This window comes from Nonomuraea sp. K271 (assembly GCF_009908215.1).
Lineage (GTDB): Bacteria > Actinomycetota > Actinomycetes > Streptosporangiales > Streptosporangiaceae > Nonomuraea > Nonomuraea longispora.
In genome coordinates this window covers 1-17,270 of record NZ_JAAAHR010000197.1, presented here as the reverse complement: position 1 = coordinate 17,270, position 17,270 = coordinate 1, and the positions used below count along the sequence as shown (strand labels likewise).

General features: G+C 70.2%; 15 protein-coding genes. 11 read left to right on the top strand and 4 right to left on the bottom strand.

Annotation, left to right across the window (positions count from 1 at the left end):
- Window positions 1–125 precede the first annotated feature (125 nt).
- Window positions 126–644, top strand: coding sequence for an adenine phosphoribosyltransferase (locus GUY59_RS40890; RefSeq protein WP_138206916.1), 519 nt, complete (start codon window positions 126–128; stop codon window positions 642–644).
- 191 nt (window positions 645–835) lie between these two features.
- Window positions 836–3,028, top strand: coding sequence for a RelA/SpoT family protein (locus tag GUY59_RS40885; RefSeq protein WP_132339224.1), 2,193 nt, complete (start codon window positions 836–838; stop codon window positions 3,026–3,028).
- 11 nt (window positions 3,029–3,039) lie between these two features.
- Here the strand turns inward: GUY59_RS40885 and GUY59_RS49495 are convergent, their stop codons facing one another.
- The 3 genes from GUY59_RS49495 to GUY59_RS40865 all read right to left on the bottom strand — a co-directional run bounded on the left by GUY59_RS49495 (window position 3,040) and on the right by GUY59_RS40865 (window position 6,349).
- Entirely contained in the window at window positions 3,040–4,128 is a 1,089-nt protein-coding gene (locus GUY59_RS49495; protein ID WP_236667990.1) for a cupin domain-containing protein, read from the bottom strand.
- A 59-nt stretch (window positions 4,129–4,187) separates the two neighbouring features.
- Window positions 4,188–5,417 (bottom strand): DUF349 domain-containing protein, encoded by a 1,230-nt coding sequence (locus tag GUY59_RS40870; RefSeq protein ID WP_138206914.1) that lies wholly within the window; start codon window positions 5,415–5,417, stop codon window positions 4,188–4,190.
- A gap of 62 nt (window positions 5,418–5,479) precedes the next feature.
- Window positions 5,480–6,349: a peptidylprolyl isomerase gene (locus tag GUY59_RS40865; RefSeq protein WP_330849286.1), complete on the bottom strand. Its 870-nt coding sequence runs from the start codon at window positions 6,347–6,349 to the stop codon at window positions 5,480–5,482.
- Window positions 6,350–6,487: 138 nt separating this feature from the next.
- Between GUY59_RS40865 and GUY59_RS40860 the strand changes: the two genes are divergently transcribed.
- The 3 genes from GUY59_RS40860 (at window position 6,488) to aspS (ending at window position 10,302) form a co-directional block, all read left to right on the top strand.
- Window positions 6,488–7,168 carry an MBL fold metallo-hydrolase gene (locus GUY59_RS40860; protein WP_138206910.1) on the top strand — a complete coding sequence of 227 codons (681 nt, stop codon included), beginning with the start codon at window positions 6,488–6,490 and terminating at the stop codon, window positions 7,166–7,168.
- Entirely contained in the window at window positions 7,168–8,427 is a 1,260-nt protein-coding gene (gene hisS, locus GUY59_RS40855; protein ID WP_138206908.1) for a histidine--tRNA ligase, read from the top strand. Before GUY59_RS40860 ends, hisS begins: the two co-directional genes overlap by 1 nt.
- A 144-nt stretch (window positions 8,428–8,571) precedes the next feature.
- Window positions 8,572–10,302: an aspartate--tRNA ligase gene (gene aspS, locus GUY59_RS40850; protein WP_138206906.1), complete on the top strand. Its 1,731-nt coding sequence runs from the start codon at window positions 8,572–8,574 to the stop codon at window positions 10,300–10,302.
- Between the two features lie 64 nt (window positions 10,303–10,366).
- On the opposite strand, the gene GUY59_RS40845 is transcribed toward aspS, so the two are convergent.
- Window positions 10,367–11,263, bottom strand: a complete 897-nt coding sequence (locus GUY59_RS40845) for a peptidylprolyl isomerase (protein ID WP_252375177.1) — start codon at window positions 11,261–11,263, stop codon at window positions 10,367–10,369.
- 253 nt (window positions 11,264–11,516) lie between these two features.
- Here GUY59_RS40845 and GUY59_RS40840 point away from each other — a divergent pair, with 253 nt between their 5' ends.
- The 6 genes from GUY59_RS40840 to GUY59_RS40815 all read left to right on the top strand — a co-directional run.
- A complete protein-coding gene (locus tag GUY59_RS40840; RefSeq protein WP_132339210.1) occupies window positions 11,517–12,818 on the top strand; it encodes a replication-associated recombination protein A in 1,302 nt (433 codons plus the stop codon).
- Between the two features lie 293 nt (window positions 12,819–13,111).
- Window positions 13,112–13,519 carry a DUF948 domain-containing protein gene (locus GUY59_RS40835; RefSeq protein WP_138206902.1) on the top strand — a complete coding sequence of 136 codons (408 nt, stop codon included), beginning with the start codon at window positions 13,112–13,114 and terminating at the stop codon, window positions 13,517–13,519.
- Window positions 13,516–13,746 carry a hypothetical protein gene (locus GUY59_RS40830; RefSeq protein ID WP_138206901.1) on the top strand — a complete coding sequence of 77 codons (231 nt, stop codon included), beginning with the start codon at window positions 13,516–13,518 and terminating at the stop codon, window positions 13,744–13,746. The genes GUY59_RS40835 and GUY59_RS40830 overlap by 4 nt, the downstream gene beginning before the upstream one ends.
- Before the next feature lie 30 nt (window positions 13,747–13,776).
- Window positions 13,777–16,452, top strand: a complete 2,676-nt coding sequence (alaS, locus tag GUY59_RS40825; protein ID WP_138206900.1) for an alanine--tRNA ligase — start codon at window positions 13,777–13,779, stop codon at window positions 16,450–16,452.
- Between the two features lie 10 nt (window positions 16,453–16,462).
- Entirely contained in the window at window positions 16,463–16,942 is a 480-nt protein-coding gene (gene ruvX / locus GUY59_RS40820; RefSeq protein WP_132339202.1) for a Holliday junction resolvase RuvX, read from the top strand.
- A gap of 121 nt (window positions 16,943–17,063) precedes the next feature.
- Window positions 17,064–17,270, top strand: a 207-nt coding sequence (locus GUY59_RS40815; protein WP_201761943.1) for a hypothetical protein, incomplete at its 3' end; no start/stop codon positions are given.

Below are 17,270 nucleotides of genomic sequence, written 5' to 3'. Positions count from 1 at the left end.
GTGCGGGTGGGGTGAGGCCGGGGCGCCTGCAGGAGTGCCCGGTGGGCGGAAGAGGGTCCTTCAGGGCTCGCCATGCATCATCATGGAGCGCGGCAGACGGCTGGTGAGGAATGTGAGGAAATGCCATGAGTGAGCTGAACTCGTTGATCCTGGAGCGCATCAGGGACGTCCCCGACTACCCGAAGCAGGGCATCCAGTTCAAGGACATCACCCCCCTCCTCGCCGATCCTGTGGCGATGGCCGCCGTGGTGGACGAACTGGCCGGGCTGTACCAGGTGGACAAGATCGTGGGGATCGAGGCGCGCGGGTTCATCCTCGCCGCTCCGGTGGCGTACCGCGCGGGGGCAGGGTTCGTGCCGGTGCGCAAGAAGGGGAAACTGCCCGCCGAGACCCTTGAGGAGTCCTACGATCTGGAGTACGGCTCCGCGACCATCGAGGTCCACCGTGACGCCCTCGCGCCCGGCGAGCGGGTGCTCGTCATCGACGACGTGCTGGCGACCGGTGGGACCGCCGCGGCGACCGTGGAGCTGGTGAGGAGGACCGGAGCCGAGGTCGTCGCTGTGGCGGTGCTGATGGAGCTGGCCTTTCTGCGCGGACGCGAGCGGTTGACGGGAGTGCCCTTGCACTCGCTCGTGATCGTCTGAGCCCGCCCCGCGACTGCTCAAGTCAGCTGCCTGGATACACTTGGGGGATCTGGACTCGAACGTGAGGAGTCATTGCGTGAGGAGTCTGTGTGCCCCGTGATGTGGTCGCGCCCGACGTAACCGATTCCGGCAACGCCGAGGCGCCCGGCGTGCCGACGACGGTGCGCCGAAGGCGGTTTGGGGGTGGGGCCATGAATCCGGTGCTGGAGCCGCTGTTCCGTACGGTCCGCGCCACCCATCCCAAGGCCGACCTGCGCCTGATCGAGCGCGCCTACGACGTCGCGGCCTATCACCACCGTGACCAGAAGCGGAAGTCGGGCGACCCCTACATCACCCACCCGCTGGCGGTGGCGACGATCCTGGCCGAGCTCGGCACCGATGACGAGACCCTCTGCGCGGCGCTGTTGCACGACACGGTGGAGGACACCGCCTACAGCCTCGACGAGTTGCGCGGCGACTTCGGCGAGACGATCGCGTCCCTGGTCGACGGCGTGACCAAGCTCGACAAGGTCAAGTTCGGCGACGCGGCGCAGGCCGAGACCGTGCGCAAGATGGTCGTCGCGATGTCGCGCGACATCCGCGTGCTGATCATCAAGCTGGCCGACCGGCTGCACAACATGCGCACCATGCGCTATCTGCCCGAGCACAAGCGCCACCAGAAGTCGCGCGAGACACTGGAGATCTTCGCCCCGCTGGCCCACCGCCTGGGCATGAACACGATCAAGTGGGAGCTCGAGGATCTCGCCTTCGCCATGCTCTATCCCAAGCGCTACGACGAGATCGCACGCATGGTGTCGGAGCGCGCGCCGCGCAGGGACCTGTTCCTGCAGGAGGTCATCGAAAAGGTCTCCGGCGACCTGCGCGAGGCGAAGATCCGCGCCGTCGTCAAGGGCCGGCCGAAACACTACTACTCGGTCTACCAGAAGATGATCGCCCGCGACGTGGCGTTCGACGACATCTATGACCTGGTGGGCATTCGGGTGCTGGTCGACAGCGTGCGCGACTGTTATGCCGCGCTCGGCACGATCCACGCCCGGTGGAACCCGGTGCCGGGGCGGTTCAAGGACTACATCGCGATGCCCAAGTTCAACATGTACCAATCGCTGCACACGACGGTGATCGGTCCCGAGGGCAAGCCGGTGGAGCTGCAGATCCGCACCCACGCGATGCACCACAGGGCCGAATACGGCGTGGCCGCCCACTGGAAGTACAAAGAGGAGGTCGGCAGCCCCGGCCCTGCGGGCAAGGTCAAGCCGGGCAGCGACATGGCGTGGCTGCGTCAGCTCCTCGACTGGCAGAAGGAGACCTCCGACCCGGGTGAGTTCCTCGAGTCGCTGCGGTTCGACCTGTCGGTGTCGGAGGTCTACGTCTTCACCCCGAAAGGGCAGGTCATCGCGCTGCCGGAGGGGGCGACTCCGGTCGACTTCGCCTACGCCGTGCACACCGAGGTGGGCCACCGCTGCATCGGCGCGCGGGTCAACGGGCGGCTGGTGCCGCTGGAGTCGCGGCTCGGCAACGGCGACACCGTGGAGATCTTCACGTCCAAGTCGCCCGACGCGGGCCCTTCGCGCGACTGGCTGAAGTTCGTCAAGTCGGGCCGGGCCCGCAACAAGATCCGGCAGTGGTTCTCCAAGGAGCGCCGCGAGACCGCGATCGAGGCCGGCAAGGAGGCCATCGGGCGGGCCATGCGCAAGCAGGGCCTGCCGCTGCAGCGGCTGATGTCGGGTGAGGCGCTGCTGGCGCTGGCCCGTGACCTGCGTTACCCCGACGTGTCGGCCCTCTACGCTGCGGTGGGCGAAGGCCACGTCGCGGCCCAGAACGTCGTGCAGAAGCTCGTGGCCTCGATCGGCGGCGTCGACAGCGCCGAGGAGGACATCGCCGAGACCTCGCTGCCGACCCGGCTGCGCGGCCGCCCCAGGGGCGGTGGCGGCGCGGGCGTGGTCGTCGCGGGCGACGCCGACGTGTGGGTACGCCTGTCGAAGTGCTGCACCCCGGTGCCCGGCGATGAAATCGTCGGCTTCGTCACCCGCGGCCACGGCGTCTCGGTGCACCGCGGCGACTGCACCAACGTGCAGCAGCTCAGGTCGCAGCCCGACCGGCTGGTGGAGGTCAGCTGGTCGCCGAGCGACGACAGCGTCTTCCTGGTGGCCATCCAGGTCGAGGCGCTCGACCGGCCGCGCCTGCTGTCCGACGTCACGCGTACGCTCTCCGACCAGCACGTCAACATCCTCAGCGCCTCGGTGACGACCTCGCGCGACCGGGTGGCGGTCAGCAAGTTTACCTTCGAGATGGGCGACCCCAAGCACCTGGGCCACGTGCTGAAGGCCGTGCGCAGCATCCAGGGCGTCTTCGACGTCTACCGGGTGAGCGGCGCCGGAGGCTGAGCCGGCGGCGGTCAGCCGGCGAGGCCGGGCAGGTTGACGACGATCGCCTCCTGCGTGCTGCGGGCGATCACCACCACGGCCTCCTGCGACGGGTCCGGGTTCTCCTCGCGATGGGGCACGTACGGCGGGACGTAGATGTAGTCGCCGGGGCCCGCCTCGATGCGCACCTCCTTGGAGTCCTCCAGGAAGACGAACGCGGGCGTGCCGCTGACCACGTAGATGGCCGTCTCGGAGGCCCCGTGATGGTGGTCGGAGGAGCGGGTGGCGGGCGCGACGTGCGTCTGGCCCATCCACAACCGCGTGGAGCCGGCCGTGGCGCCGCTGATGGCGGCCAGCCGGCGCATGCCGGAACTCTGCGCCGTGTCGCCCGTGAGCTCCCCGGCGGGCACGTGACGCAGCGGCTGGTGGAACGGGTCTCCCTCGGCTCGACAGCCCTCCCACAGCCGCCCTCCGGCCCGCTCCAGCACGCCGGAGGCGACGGCGGCCAGGCGTACGGAATCGTCGTGCGCGGCGAGCAGCTCGGCGGCCAGTCCGGGGTCGTGCGCGCGCAGCTCGCGCAGCAGCCACTTGCCGCTGCCCTGCCAGTGCCGCCCCACGCCCAGCGCGGTCCTGGCGGCCTCCTGGGCCACCTCCCAGCGGATGAACGCCTGCTCGCCGGCGTCGGCGGCCCCCGCCAGGTCGTCGAGGAGGTCCGACAGCACAGAGCGGGCCTGCTCGGCCTGGTCGGGCGTCAGCCCGCCGGGCCCTTCCGCGAGGCGCTCGCCGAGCGCGCTCTGCAGGTCGCTGGCCCGCCCGCCCGTCCTGTCGGCCAGCACCGCGCCCTCGGCGCACATGCGCGCCAGGTTCGGCCTGCGCATGCCGAAGTCCTTGTCGAGGTAGGCGTGCAGGCTGGTCTCGCTGTGCACGAACAACTCCACCGGCCACCCGCGCCAGCGCAGCGACTCGCGGTAGGGGGTGTCCAGGCCGTCGAGCACCACCACGACGTCGAGGTCGGACGTGCTGGTGCGGCGCCCGGTGAGCACGCTGCCGCCGACGAAGGCGTACAGGGCGCCCGGGAACATCTCCTCGACGAGGGCGCGCGCGTCGGTGACGGGATCCATGACGTCAGCCTAGATCCCAGGCGCCGGCGCGCGCCGCCCTATTCGGCAGCGGCCGCGGCTCAGCTGAACTCGGCCAGCGTGCGCTCGGCCTCCTCCAGCCACGACCGGCGGGCGGTCAGCGCCTCCTCGGCCTCCTTGACGTCCTTGGCACGCCCTGCGGCCTGCGCCTTGGACAGCCGCTTCTCCAGCTGGTCGATGGAGGTGCGCAGCTGGTCGACCGTGCTCTGGGCGCGCGCCCTGGCCTCGGGGTTGGAGCGCTTCCACTCGGCGTCCTCGGCCTTGCGCACGGCGTCGTCGACCTTGCGCAGCCCGCCCTCGAGCCGGTCGCGCTGGTCGCGCGGCACGGGGCCGGCGGCCTCCCAGCGCTCCAGGATGTGCCGCAGCGCCCCCCTCGCCGTGCGCACGTCGGTGACGGGAAGGATCTTCTCCGCCTCGGCGAGCAGCTGCTCCTTGACCGCCGCGTTGGCCGCGAGCGAGGCGTCGCGCTCGGCGAACACGGCGGAACGGGCCTGGAAGAACTGGTCCTGGGCGCCCTTGAAGCGGACCCAGAGCTCGTCCTCGGCCTCGCGCGATGCCCGGCCGGCGCTCTTCCACTGCTGCATCAGGTCGCGGTAGATCGCCGCCGTGCCGCCCCAGTCGGTCGAGTCGGCCAGCGCCTCGGCCTCGGCGACGATGCGCTCCTTGGCCGCGCGCACCTCCTCGCGCTGCTCGTCGAGCCCCGCGAAATACTGCTTGCGGCGCTTGGCGAACGCCGTGCGTGCGGCCGACAGGCGCTTCCACAGCGCGGCCTCGGTGACCCGGTCGATGCGGTCGGCGGCCTTCCACTCCTCGATGAGCTGGCGCAGCCGTTCACCGCCGGACTTCCAGTGAGTGGTCTCGTCGGCGATGCGCTCGGCCTCGGCGACGATGCGTTCCTTGACCGCCCTGGCCTCGGCCCGCGCCTGTTCGCGAGCGGCCTTGACCTCCTCACGGCGCTGCGCGACCAGCTCGGTCAGGCCGTCGAGCCTGGCCGTCAGCGCGGCCAGGTCGCCGACCGCGTGGGCGTCCGCGACGGCCTCACGCAGCTTGGCGATGCTCGCCTCGGCCTGTGCCGGAGCCAGGTCGGTGCTCCTGACGCGCTGTTCGAGCAGCTGGACCTGGCCGGCCAGCTCGTCGTACTTGCGATGGAAGTAGGCCAGTGCCTCTTCGGGTTCACCGGCCTGCCAGGACCCGACGGCTCGCTCTCCCTCAGCCGTACGCACGTAGACGGTGCCGTCGTCGTCTACCCGGCCCCACGGGTCGGTGCTCACCGTGTCCTCCCGCACTCTCCATCAGACCCTTCGGGACTACTTCGTCCCTAGTTTGTATTACGTCAGCTCTTGCCGGCGATTGTCACGTCTTTGATTTCGACGCTCTGCTTCGGTGCTCCGGTCCCGTCTCCCGCGTCTGCGACGACGCCGGCTTTGCTCACCTTGTCCAGGATGTCCAGCCCTTTGGTGATCGTACCCACCGGCGTGTATTGCGCGGGGAGGGCTATGTCCCCGAAAACGAGGAAGAACTGGCTGCCCGTCGTGCCGGGCGCCTGCGTCTTGGCCATCGCCATCACGCCCCGCTTGTACGTGGCGCCCTTCAGGTTCTCCTCGGCCATGACGTAGCCGGGGCCGCCCGAGCCGTCCTGGCTCTTGCCGTCGGCCTTCGCGAACGGGTCACCGCACTGGAGCATCGGGAACTGCTGGCTGCCCAGGCGGTGGCACTTGCTCCCGTCGTAGTAGTTCTTCTCGGCGAGGTGCTCGAGAGAGTTGGTCGTGCACGGCGCCTTGGCGTTGTCGAGCTCCACCACGATGTCGCCGCGGTTGGTCTCGAACGTCATCGTCTTCTTCGCCGGTTCGGTCTTCACCTTCTTCGGCGGCAGGCCGACGTCCTTCACCTTGCCGCCGGTCGTGTCGGCGGCGTAGTCGCACGTCCCCGCCGCCGCGTCGTAGGGCTTGGGCCCCGTGGTCGCCGCCGCGGAGGCGGTGTCCTGGGGCGCCGCCGTGGGGGACGCGGCCGCGTCCGTCGGCGTGTCACCTCCGCTCATGAACGCGATCGCGGCCACGACGCCGCCGACCACGACCACCACGCCCACGGTGGAGCCGATGATCGCCGTGCGCTTGGCCTTCTGCTCGCGCTCGAGACGGCGCTGCATCTGCCGCTCGTAGTGCTCACGCGCCAGCTGCTTCTGCCGGTCCTTCCCCGTGGCCACCGCTTTGCCTCCCATAGTGAATCAACTGAGGTGGGCGAATCGTATCGGCCATTGGGTAATGATTCGCAGCCCGGCGACCCGCACCGGTACCCTTCGGTTACATTCCCATTGGCTTTTCGACGAGATCACCTGAGGCAGATGCTCATCGCCGGCTTCCCCGCAGGGGCCTTCCAGACCAATTGTTACGTCGTCGCGCCCGCCGCCGGCGAGGAGTGCGTGATCGTCGATCCAGGCCAGGACGCGACCGACGGCGTCGACGAGCTGCTGCGCGAGCACCGGCTCAAGCCGGTCGCGGTCCTGCTCACCCACGGTCACCTCGACCATGTCTGGTCCGTGGCCCCGGTCTGCGGCGCGCGTGACGTCCCCGCGTGGATCCACCCCGACGACCGCCACCTGCTCAGCGATCCCGCCGCCGGCTGGTCCGACACGAGCGCGCAGCTGTTCGGGGGCCTGACGCTGAGCGAGCCCGACGACGTGCGCGAGCTGTCCGACGGCGCCGTGCTGAAGCTCGCCGGCCTTGAGCTCGTGGTCGACCACACCCCGGGCCATACCAGGGGGTCGGTGAGCTTCAGGCTGCCCGGCGACGAGATCATGTTCTCGGGCGACCTGCTGTTCGCCGGCTCCATCGGCCGATCCGACCTTCCCGGCGGCGACTACGCCACGATCCTGCGCAGCCTGGCTACCAAGTGTCTGCCGCTGCCGGACGATACGGTCGTCCTGCCGGGCCACGGACCACAGACAACGATTGGCCGCGAGCGTGCCGTCAACCCATACCTGAAAGAGGCGGCGCCGCACGCCGGTCCCACAAGAGGGATCTAATGAGCTTCCAAGCACCGAAAGGCACCTTCGACTGGCTGCCTCCCCGCTCCGAGCGGATCCTCGCCGTGCGCGAGGCGCTCGCCGCGCCGCTGCGCGAGGCGGGTTACGGCTACATCGAGACGCCTGTTTTCGAGGACACCCAGCTGTTCGCCAGGGGCGTAGGCGAGTCGACCGACATCGTCTCCAAGGAGATGTACACCTTTCCCGACAAGGCGGGTCGCTCCCTGACCCTGCGCCCCGAGGGCACGGCCTCCGTCGTGCGCGCGGTGCTGCAGCACAACCTGCACGCCGGCCAGCTCCCGGTGAAGCTGTGGTATTCCGGCAGCCAGTTCCGCTACGAGCGCGCCCAGAAGGGCCGCTACCGCCACTTCTGGCAGGTCGGCGCGGAGGCGCTCGGCTCGGAGGACCCGGCGCTCGACGCCGAGCTCATCGTGCTCGGCGCCCGCGGGTTCGCCTCGCTCGGTCTCGAGAACGTCAGGCTGCTGCTCAACTCGCTCGGCGACAAGACGTGCCGGCCCGCCTACCGCGCGGCGCTGCAGGAGTTCCTGCGCGGCCTCGACCTCGACGCCGACACCAAGGCTCGCATCGAGATCAACCCGCTGCGGGTGCTCGACGACAAGCGGTCCGAGGTCCAGGCCCAGCTCACCGGCGCCCCCCTGGTGGTCGACCACCTGTGCGCGGCCTGCAAGGCCTACCACGAGGAGGTCCGCTTCCTGCTGACCGCGTCCGGCATCGCGTTCGAGGACGATCCGCGGCTGGTGCGCGGGCTCGACTACTACACACGCACCACGTTCGAGTTCGTCCACGACGGGCTCGGCTCCCAGTCGGCCGTGGGCGGCGGCGGGCGCTACGACGGGCTGAGCGAGATGCTCGACGGCCCGCCGCTGCCCAGCGTCGGGTGGGCGCTCGGGGTCGACCGCACGTTCCTGGCCATGGAGGCCGAGGGGCTGCTCACCGACCACGCGCAGGCCCGCGTCCAGGTGTACGGTGTCCCGCTGGGCGACGAGGCCCGCCGCCGGATGTTCCTGATCCTCAACGACCTGCGCGTGGCGGGAGTCAGCGCCGACATGGCCTTCGGCGGCAAGGGGCTCAAGGGCGCGATGAAGGGCGCCGGCCGTTCGGGCGCCGGGTTCGCGCTGATCCTGGGGGAGCGTGACCTCGCCGCCGAGGTCGCGCAGGTGAAGAACCTGACCACCGCCGAGCAGACCGAGGTGCCGCTGGCCCAGGTCGTCGACGTCCTGAAGGGGAAGGTGCAGTGATCCGCCGCTCGGCCGGTGCCGGGTCGCCGCCGTCCCTTCGCCTTTTCTATCCGTACGAAGGGACGGTGTGGTGATCCGCGAGCCAGCGCCCGCGGGGTCGTCGCCGTCCCTTCGCCTTTTCTATTCGTACGAAGGGAAAGTGCAGTGATCCGCACGCATACCGCCGGGTCGCTCCGTGAGGAGCACGCCGGGCAGCAGGTGACGCTCGCAGGATGGGTGGCCCGACGCCGTGACCACGGCGGCGTCGTCTTCATCGACCTGCGTGACGCCTCCGGCTCGGCGCAGGTGGTCTTCCGCGAGGAGGACCACGCCCACGACCTGCGCGCCGAATACTGCGTGCAGGTCGTCGGCCAGGTCAGGGTGCGCCCCGAAGGCAACGAGAACCCCGACCTGCCCACCGGCTCGATCGAGGTGGTCGCCGACCGGGTCGAGGTGCTCAGCGAGTCGGCGCCGCTGCCGTTCCCCATCGAGGGCAGCGTGGGGGTGTCGGAGGAGGCGCGGCTCAAGCACCGCTACCTCGACATCCGCCGCCAGCAGGTCGCCGAGGCGATGCGCACCCGGTCGAAGGCCACCTACCTCGCCAACGAGGTGATGCACGAGCTCGGCTTCGTCTACGTCGAGACGCCGACGCTGACCCGCTCCACGCCCGAGGGCGCGCGTGACTTCCTGGTGCCGGTGCGCCTGCAGCCGGGCAACTGGTACGCGCTGCCGCAGTCGCCCCAGCTGTTCAAGCAGCTGCTGCAGGTGGCCGGGCTTGAGCGCTACTACCAGCTGGCCAAGTGCTACCGCGACGAGGACCTGCGGGCCGACCGGCAGCCGGAGTTCACGCAGATCGACGTCGAGATGTCCTTCGTCGACCAGGAGGACGTGATCGAGGTCGGCGAGGCGCTGATCGGCCGGCTGTGGAAGGAGATCGCCGGCTACGAGCTGCCGGCGCCGCTGCCGCGCATGACCTACGCCGACGCCATGGCCCGCTTCGGCTCCGACAAGCCGGACCTGCGCTTCGGCCAGGAACTGGTCGAGATGACCGAATACTTCTCCGGCACCACGTTCCGCGTCTTCCAGGCCGACTACGTGGGCGCAGTCGTCATGCCGGGCGGCGCCTCGCAGACCCGCAAGGAGCTCGACGGCTGGCAGGAGTGGGCGCGCTCGCGCGGCGCCAAGGGCCTGGCCTACGTGCTCGTCCAGGAGGACGGCACGCTCGGCGGTCCGGTCGCGAAGAACCTGTCGGAGCAGGAGCTGTCCGGGCTGGCCGCCAAGGTGGGCGCCGGGCCCGGCGACGCGATCTTCTTCGCCGCCGGGGCCAGGAACGCCTCCCGCGACCTGCTCGGCGCGGCCCGGCTGGAGGTCGGCCGGCGCTGCGACCTCATCGACGAGTCGCAGTGGTCGTTCCTGTGGGTCGTCGACGCGCCCATGTTCGAGGAGGACGGCGAGGGCGGCTGGACGGCCGTGCACCACCCGTTCACCGGCCCCAAACCGGAGTGGGCCGACAACTTCCAGGACCACCCGGGCGAGGCGCTGGCCTACGCCTACGACATGGTCTGCAACGGCATGGAGATCGGTGGCGGCTCGATCCGTATCCACCGGGCCGAGATGCAGCAGCGCGTGTTCGACGTGCTCGGCATCTCCAAGGAGGAGGCGGAGAGCAAGTTCGGCTTCCTGCTGGAGGCGTTCAAGTACGGCCCGCCGCCGCACGGAGGCATCGCCTACGGCTGGGACCGCATCTGCATGCTGCTGTCCGGCGGCGAGTCGATCCGTGACGTGATCGCGTTCCCGAAGACGGCGTCCGGGTTCGACCCGCTCACGGGCGCTCCCACGCCGATCACGGCGGGCCAGCGCAAGGAGGCGGGCGTCGACGCGCCGCCCAGGCCGTAACAGGTGCGAACCCACGTGTACGGCAGGCGCCTGGCGACGCCTGCCGTACACGTTCACGAGAAGGTCAGGAGAAGGTGATCTTCTTGATGATCACCGGCTTCTTGGGGGCGGTGGTGCCGCCGTCACCCGTGATGTCGGCGTTGTTGAGGAGCAGGTCCTGCCCGCTGGTGGCGAGCCCGGTCAGCATGTCCATGCCCTCGTCGACCATGCCGATGACCGAGTAGCCCGCGCCGACCTGGACGTTCTCGTCCGACAGTGAGATGGCGAACTGGCTGTTGTTCCGGCCCGCCGCCTCGCTGGGCTGGGTCATGAACACCACGCCCTTGCCCAGCGGGATCTCGGCGTTCTCGTCGGCGTAGACGTAACCCGCGGTGCCCTGGCCGTCGGTCGGGTTCTTGCCGTCGGCCTTGGCCTGCGGGTCGCCGCACTGCAGCAGGTGCACGCCGGCGACGTCGGGCGTGACGAGGCGGTGGCACTTCATGTCGTCGTAGAACTTCTTCTTCGCCAGGAAGCGCATCGAGTTGACCGCGCACGGCGCCGCGTCGGTCATGAGGTTGACGGTGAAGCTGCCGCGGTTGGTGGCGACCGTCATCTTCTTCAGCTTCATGTTGGGCTTCTTGTCCGGCAGCCCGACGAACTTGTGCGGCAGCGACTTGTCCCGCTTGTACGTGCAGGTCACCGGGCCGGTCTTGGTCGGGCTCGGTGACGTCCCCGGAGGGGTGACGGACGCGCTGGCGGAAGGGGTGCTCTGCGCCGCGGTCTCCTCGGAGTCCTTGTTGACCATCGTGGTTCCGGCGAAGATCCCGCCCGCCACCACGACCACCGCCACGCCCGCGCCGAGGAAGGTGTTCCGCCTCGCCTTGGAGGTCTGGTCGGTGGCGCGCTTGGCCTGCCGTTCCTTGTGCTCCCGCGCCAGCTCTCTCTGGCGGTCTTCTTCGTTCTGGCGGTCGTCGCCGCTCACCGCTATGTCCTCTCGCTTTTGCCCACGCATGACCAAACAACTCCGCGCATGCTACCGGCCTCCGATATGTGCCGGACGTAAGTGGCGAAAGCCGGTGGATGCGACCTGTGTGATCCACGCTTGTCGCCCTCGCCATGCCCGCGTTCCGCAGGGTTCGTACGGCGTTCTACGGCGTTCTACGGCGTTCGTACGGCGTCGTGCGGAACGCCGCCGCGCGGGCTCACCGGCCCTGCGGACCCTGTAACCTCGCGTTGTGGACAGCCTGTTCGATTCGGCGGCTGAGGAGGCCACGCCGCAGCCGCTCGCGGTGCGCATGCGCCCGCGCACCCTCGACGAGGTGATCGGCCAGCGGCACCTGCTCGGCTCCGGCACCCCGCTGCGGCGCCTGGTCGAGAGCGAGGCGCCCATGTCGCTGTTCCTGTGGGGGCCGCCGGGCACCGGCAAGACGACCCTCGCCTACGTGGTCTCCAACGTCACCAAGCGCCGCTTCGTCGAGATCTCGGCCGTGTCGGCGGGCGTCAAGGACGTGCGCGCGGCCATCGACAACGCCCGGCGCGAGCTCGGCATGACGGGCCGGCAGACGGTCCTGTTCGTCGACGAGGTGCACCGCTTCAACAAGGCCCAGCAGGACGCGTTGCTGCCCGCCGTGGAGAACCGCTGGGTCACCTTCATCGGCGCCACCACGGAGAACCCGTTCTTCTCGGTCATCTCGCCGCTGCTGTCGCGTTCGCTGCTCCTCACCCTGGAGTCCCTGACCGACGACGACGTCCGCGCGGTGCTGGAGCGTGCGGTGTCCGACCCGCGCGGCCTGGGCGGGCGCGCGACGCTGTCGCCGCAGGCCCTGGAGCATCTCGTACGCCTCGCGGGCGGTGACGCGCGCCGGTCGCTGACCTACCTGGAGGCGGCGGCGCTGCTGGGCGACGACATCACCGTCGAGGTGGTGGAGAAGGCCGTCGACAAGGCCGCCGTGCGCTACGACCGGCAGGGCGACCAGCACTACGACGTGATCAGCGCGTTCATCAAGTCGATGCGCGGTTCCGACGCCGACGCCGCGCTCCACTACCTCGCCCGCATGATCGAGGCCGGGGAGGACCCGCGCTTCATCGCCCGCCGCATTGTCATCTTCGCCTCCGAGGACGTCGGCATGGCCGACCCCACCTGCCTGCAGACGGCGGTGGCCGCCGCGCAGGCGGTGCAGCTCATCGGGCTGCCCGAGGGGCAGATCAACCTCGCCCAGGCCGTCATCCACTGCGCGACCGCGCCGAAGTCCAACGCGGTCGTCAAGGCCATCGGGGCAGCGGTCGGCGACGTCCGGAAGGGGCTGATCGGCCAGGTGCCCGGCCACCTGCGGGACGCCCACTATCCCGGCGCCGCCAAGCTGGGCCACGGCGACGGCTACAAATACCCCCACGACTTCGAGCACGGCCTGGTGCGTCAGGACTACGCGCCCGAGCAGGTGCGCGACAGGCGCTACTACGAGCCGACCAGGCACGGCGCCGAGGGGCCCGTGGCCGAGCGCTGGGCCAGGATCCGTGCCTTCCTGCGCGGCGCCTGAGGTCCGCGCGCGTGCCGGGCCGATGTACGGTTGCAGGAGTGACGGCGGGACACGCCGCGGCCCCCGGCCACACGTGGCGCCACGCGAGGCGGCCCACGGGCCGGTGCACGGTGGCGTGATGCCGGAGCGGCGGCTCGTGCCCGGCTCGGGGCGGCACGGTCTCACGCGGGCGGTCACGGAAAGTGCCGGGGCCGACGTGGCGGCCTGATCAAGGTCGCTTTCCCCACTAATGTGGTCGCTCGAACGCGATAGGGTCTTGCCGTTCCGGCCCAGCGTACGAGGGAGATGCGCGGATGCTTACCGCTGGAGAGGTCGCCGGGCTGATCGCGGCCACGGGCTGGATGGTCCTGGTCTGTGTGCTGGCCATGGTGCTCGTCAAGGTCGCCAGGCTGCTCACCGAGACCACCAAGGCGGTCTCCGATCTCAACAACCGGCTGACGCCGCTGCTCGACGACATGAGCGTCACGGTCAACGAGACCAACAGGCAGCTGGCCGCCGTCGAGGCCATCGCCAGGGACGTCAAGCAGGTCAGCGGCCACGCGGCCAAGCTGAGCGCGGTGACGCAGACCATCTTCACCGGGCCGCTCATCAAGGTCTCGTCGCTCGGCTACGGCGTGCGGCGCGCCATCGAGGCCCGCACACCGGCCAGGCAGGCCGCCCGGGGGGCGACCCGGGGGACGGCACCGAGGCGGCCGAGGTGATCAGGCGGCTGTTCTACCTCTCGCTCGGCGCGTTCCTCGCCTTCTGGGTGATGCGCAGGCTGCAGGCGCTTCATCCCGACCACGTCGCCCGTCGCACCGCCGACGGCGCGGCGGGCATGCTCCGGCAGGTGAGAGACTTTACTTCCGACGCGCTCGGCGAGGCGGCCGGCCGCGAAACAGAGTTGCGGGCGCGCTTCGGGCTCGACGACGCTGAAGACGACAAGTGAACCCCACAACCAACGCAAAGGATGGCCACCATGGAGTCGGCAGAGATCGCACGCCGCTTCCTGCGCTTCTTCGAGGAGCGTGGGCACAAGATAGTGCCCTCGGCCAGCCTGATCGCTGAGGACCCGACGCTTCTCCTGGTGAATGCCGGTATGGTGCCGTTCAAGCCGTACTTCCTGGGGCAGCGCAAGCCTCCGGCGTCCCGGCTGGCCACCGCGCAGAAGTGTGTGCGCACCCCCGACATCGAAGAGGTCGGCAAGACCACGCGGCACGCCACCTTCTTCCAGATGCTCGGCAACTTCTCGATCGGCGACTACTTCAAGGCCGAAGTGATCCCGTTCGCGTGGGAGCTGCTCACGAGGTCCGAGTCCGACGGCGGCTTCGGCTTCCCCGAGGACCGCCTGTGGGCGACCGTCTACCACGACGACGACGAGGCGTACGACCTGTGGCGCAACCGCGTCGGCCTGCCCGAGGAGCGCATCCAGCGCCGCGGCCTTGAGGACAACTACTGGCACATGGGCGTGGCGGGGCCGGGCGGCCCGTGCTCGGAGATCTACTACGACCGCGGCGTCGAATACGGCAAGGAGGGCGGCCCCGTCGCCGACGAGGACCGCTACCTCGAGGTCTGGAACCTCGTGTTCATGCAGTATCAGCTCAGCCAGGTCCGTTCCAAGGTCGACTTCGACGTGGCCGGCGAGCTGCCGTCGAAGAACATCGACACCGGCATGGGCCTCGAGCGCATGGCGACGATCCTGCAGGGCGTCGACAACCTCTACGAGATCGACACCACGTACAAGATCCTCGACCGCGCGGCCGAGCTCACCAAGACCCGCTACGGGCGCGACCAGCGCGCCGACGTCAGCCTGCGGGTGATCGCCGACCACGTGCGCACCGGCACCATGCTGGTCGCCGACGGCGTCCTGCCCGGCAACGAGGGCCGCGGCTACGTCCTGCGCCGCATCCTGCGGCGAACGGTGCGCAACCTGCGCCTGCTCGGTTCCGGCGACGACCGCTACATGCACGAGCTGACCGACGTGGCGATCAACGTCATGGGCGAGCAATATCCCGAGCTCAAGGCTGACGCGCCGCAGATCCACGGCATCATCGACGCCGAGGAGGCGTCCTTCCTCGGCACGCTGCGCACCGGCACCGCCATCTTCGACGTGGCGGTCGAGGAGACCAAGCGCAGGTCGGCCACCACGCTCCCCGGTGAGCAGGCGTTCAAGCTCCACGACACCTACGGCTTCCCGATCGACCTGACGCTGGAGATGGCGGCCGAGCACGGGCTCACGGTCGACGAGGAGGGCTTCCGCCGCCTCATGAAGGAGCAGCGGCAGGCGGCCAAGGCCGACGCGGCGTTGAAGAAGACCGGCAACGCCGACATCTCCGTCTTCGGGCAGCTGCTCGAGGCGTCTGGCAAGGTCGAGTTCCTCGGTTACGACCAGACCGAGGCCGACACCAACGTGGCCGGCATCATCGTCGACGGGGTGCCCGTGCCGGTGGCGGGCGCGGGTTCGAGCGTCGAGGTCGTGCTCGCGCGCACCCCGTTCTACGCCGAGGGCGGCGGCCAGCTCGCCGACCAGGGCGTGATCCGCACCAGCGGCGCGGAGGTCGAGGTCGTCGACGTGCAGTCCCCGCTCGCGGGGCTCGTCGTGCACCGCGGCAAGGTCCGCAAGGGCGAGCTCAGGGTCGGTGACGAGGCGCAGGCCGAGATCGACGTCGAGCGCCGGCGTGCGATCTCGCGCAGCCACAGCGCCACCCACCTCGTCCACCGCGGCTTCAAGAACGCGCTCGGCGAGACGGCGGCGCAGGCCGGTTCGGAGAACTCGCCCGGCCGCTTCCGCTTCGACTTCACCGCCTCAGGCGCGGTGCCGCAGAGCGTGCTGCGCGACGTCGAGGACGAAGTCAACGCCGTGCTCATCAACGACCTCCAGGTCAACGCCTTCTACACCTCCCAGGCGGAGGCCAGGGCGATGGGCGCGCTGGCGATGTTCGGCGAGAAATACGGCGACGAGGTGCGCGTGGTCGAGATCGGCGACTACTCCCGCGAGCTGTGCGGCGGCACCCACGTGCACAGCTCCGGCCAGCTCGGCCTGGTCAAGGTGCTGGGCGAGCAGTCCGTCGGCGCCGGGGTGCGCCGCGTCGAGGCGCTCGTCGGCATCGACGCCTTCCGTTTCCTGGCGCGAGAGAGCGTGCTGGTCGCCCAGCTCACCGAGCAGCTCAAGGCGCGCCGCGAAGAGCTTCCCGAGCGCATCGACGGCATCGTCACCCGGTTGCGCACGGCCGAGAAGGAGCTGGAGAACCTGCGCTCCGCGCAGGTGCTCCAGGTCGCGGGAGACCTGGCCGCGCAGGCTCGTGACCTGCACGGAGTCTCCGTGGTGACACACCGCGCGCCTGATGGCACCGGCGCTGATGATCTGCGTAAGCTCGCGCTTGATGTGCGTGGCAGGTTCCCGGCCGACAGACCGGCGGTCATCGTGATCGCCGGCGCCCCCTCCGACAGGCCCGTGGTGGTTGCCGCGGTCAACGAGGCGGGGCGCGAGCGGGGGCTCAAAGCCGGGCAACTGGTCGGCGTCGCCGCCAAGGCTCTTGGGGGTGGCGGTGGCGGCAAGGACGATGTCGCGCAAGGGGGCGGCACACGGCCGGAGGCGATCGGCGACGCGTTGCGTCTGGTCGAGCAGGCCGTCGCTGACCAGGTCAGCCGATAGCCCGGCCGACATGAGATTCGGTGCGCGGATCGGCGTGGACGTCGGCTCCGTACGCGTGGGCGTGGCCCGCAGCGACCCTTCGGGCATGCTGGCCACGCCGGTCGAAACCGTCAGACGTGGCAAGGGCACCCTCGACCGCATCGCCGCGATCGTCGCCGAGCACGAGGCGATCGAGGTCGTGGTCGGGTTGCCCACCTCGCTGTCGGGGCGTGAGGGGCAGGCGGCCGCGCTGGCTCGGGAGTTCGCCTCGGCCCTGGCGGCACGGGTGGCGCCGACGCCGGTGCGGCTGTTCGACGAGCGGCTGACCACGGTGACCGCGCAGCAAGGACTGCGGGCCAGCGGCGTACGCGCGAAGAAGCAGCGCGGCGTCGTCGACCAGGCGGCCGCGGTCGTGCTGCTGCAGGACGCCCTCGACTCCGAACGCGCCACGGAAAGACCACCAGGCAGGCCCGTCGAACCGCCACCGGCGGCCGGCGGACCTGCCTCATGAACGGCCGATCGACGGGTCCCTGCCGTGACCGGCGCGGGTGCGTGGCCGCCTCCTGCGTGCTGCCCGCACCGGCGGGGCGAGGCGGCGCTCTCGCCACGAGCAGGCGTGGCGGGGTGGTCTCGTGAGCGGCGTGCCCGAGGACGACGACGTGATCCCGTTCCGCGACACGAACGTCAGCGACACGGACGTCAACGACACGGACGGCGACGTGGACCAGGTGCCGGGAGAGGGAAGCGGTGCGCGCCCGGATCGGGCGGCCGGACCGCCCTCCGCACCGGGAACGCCGGCAACCGGCGGGTCGGGCGCGGGGACGGGTTCCGGGCCGAGG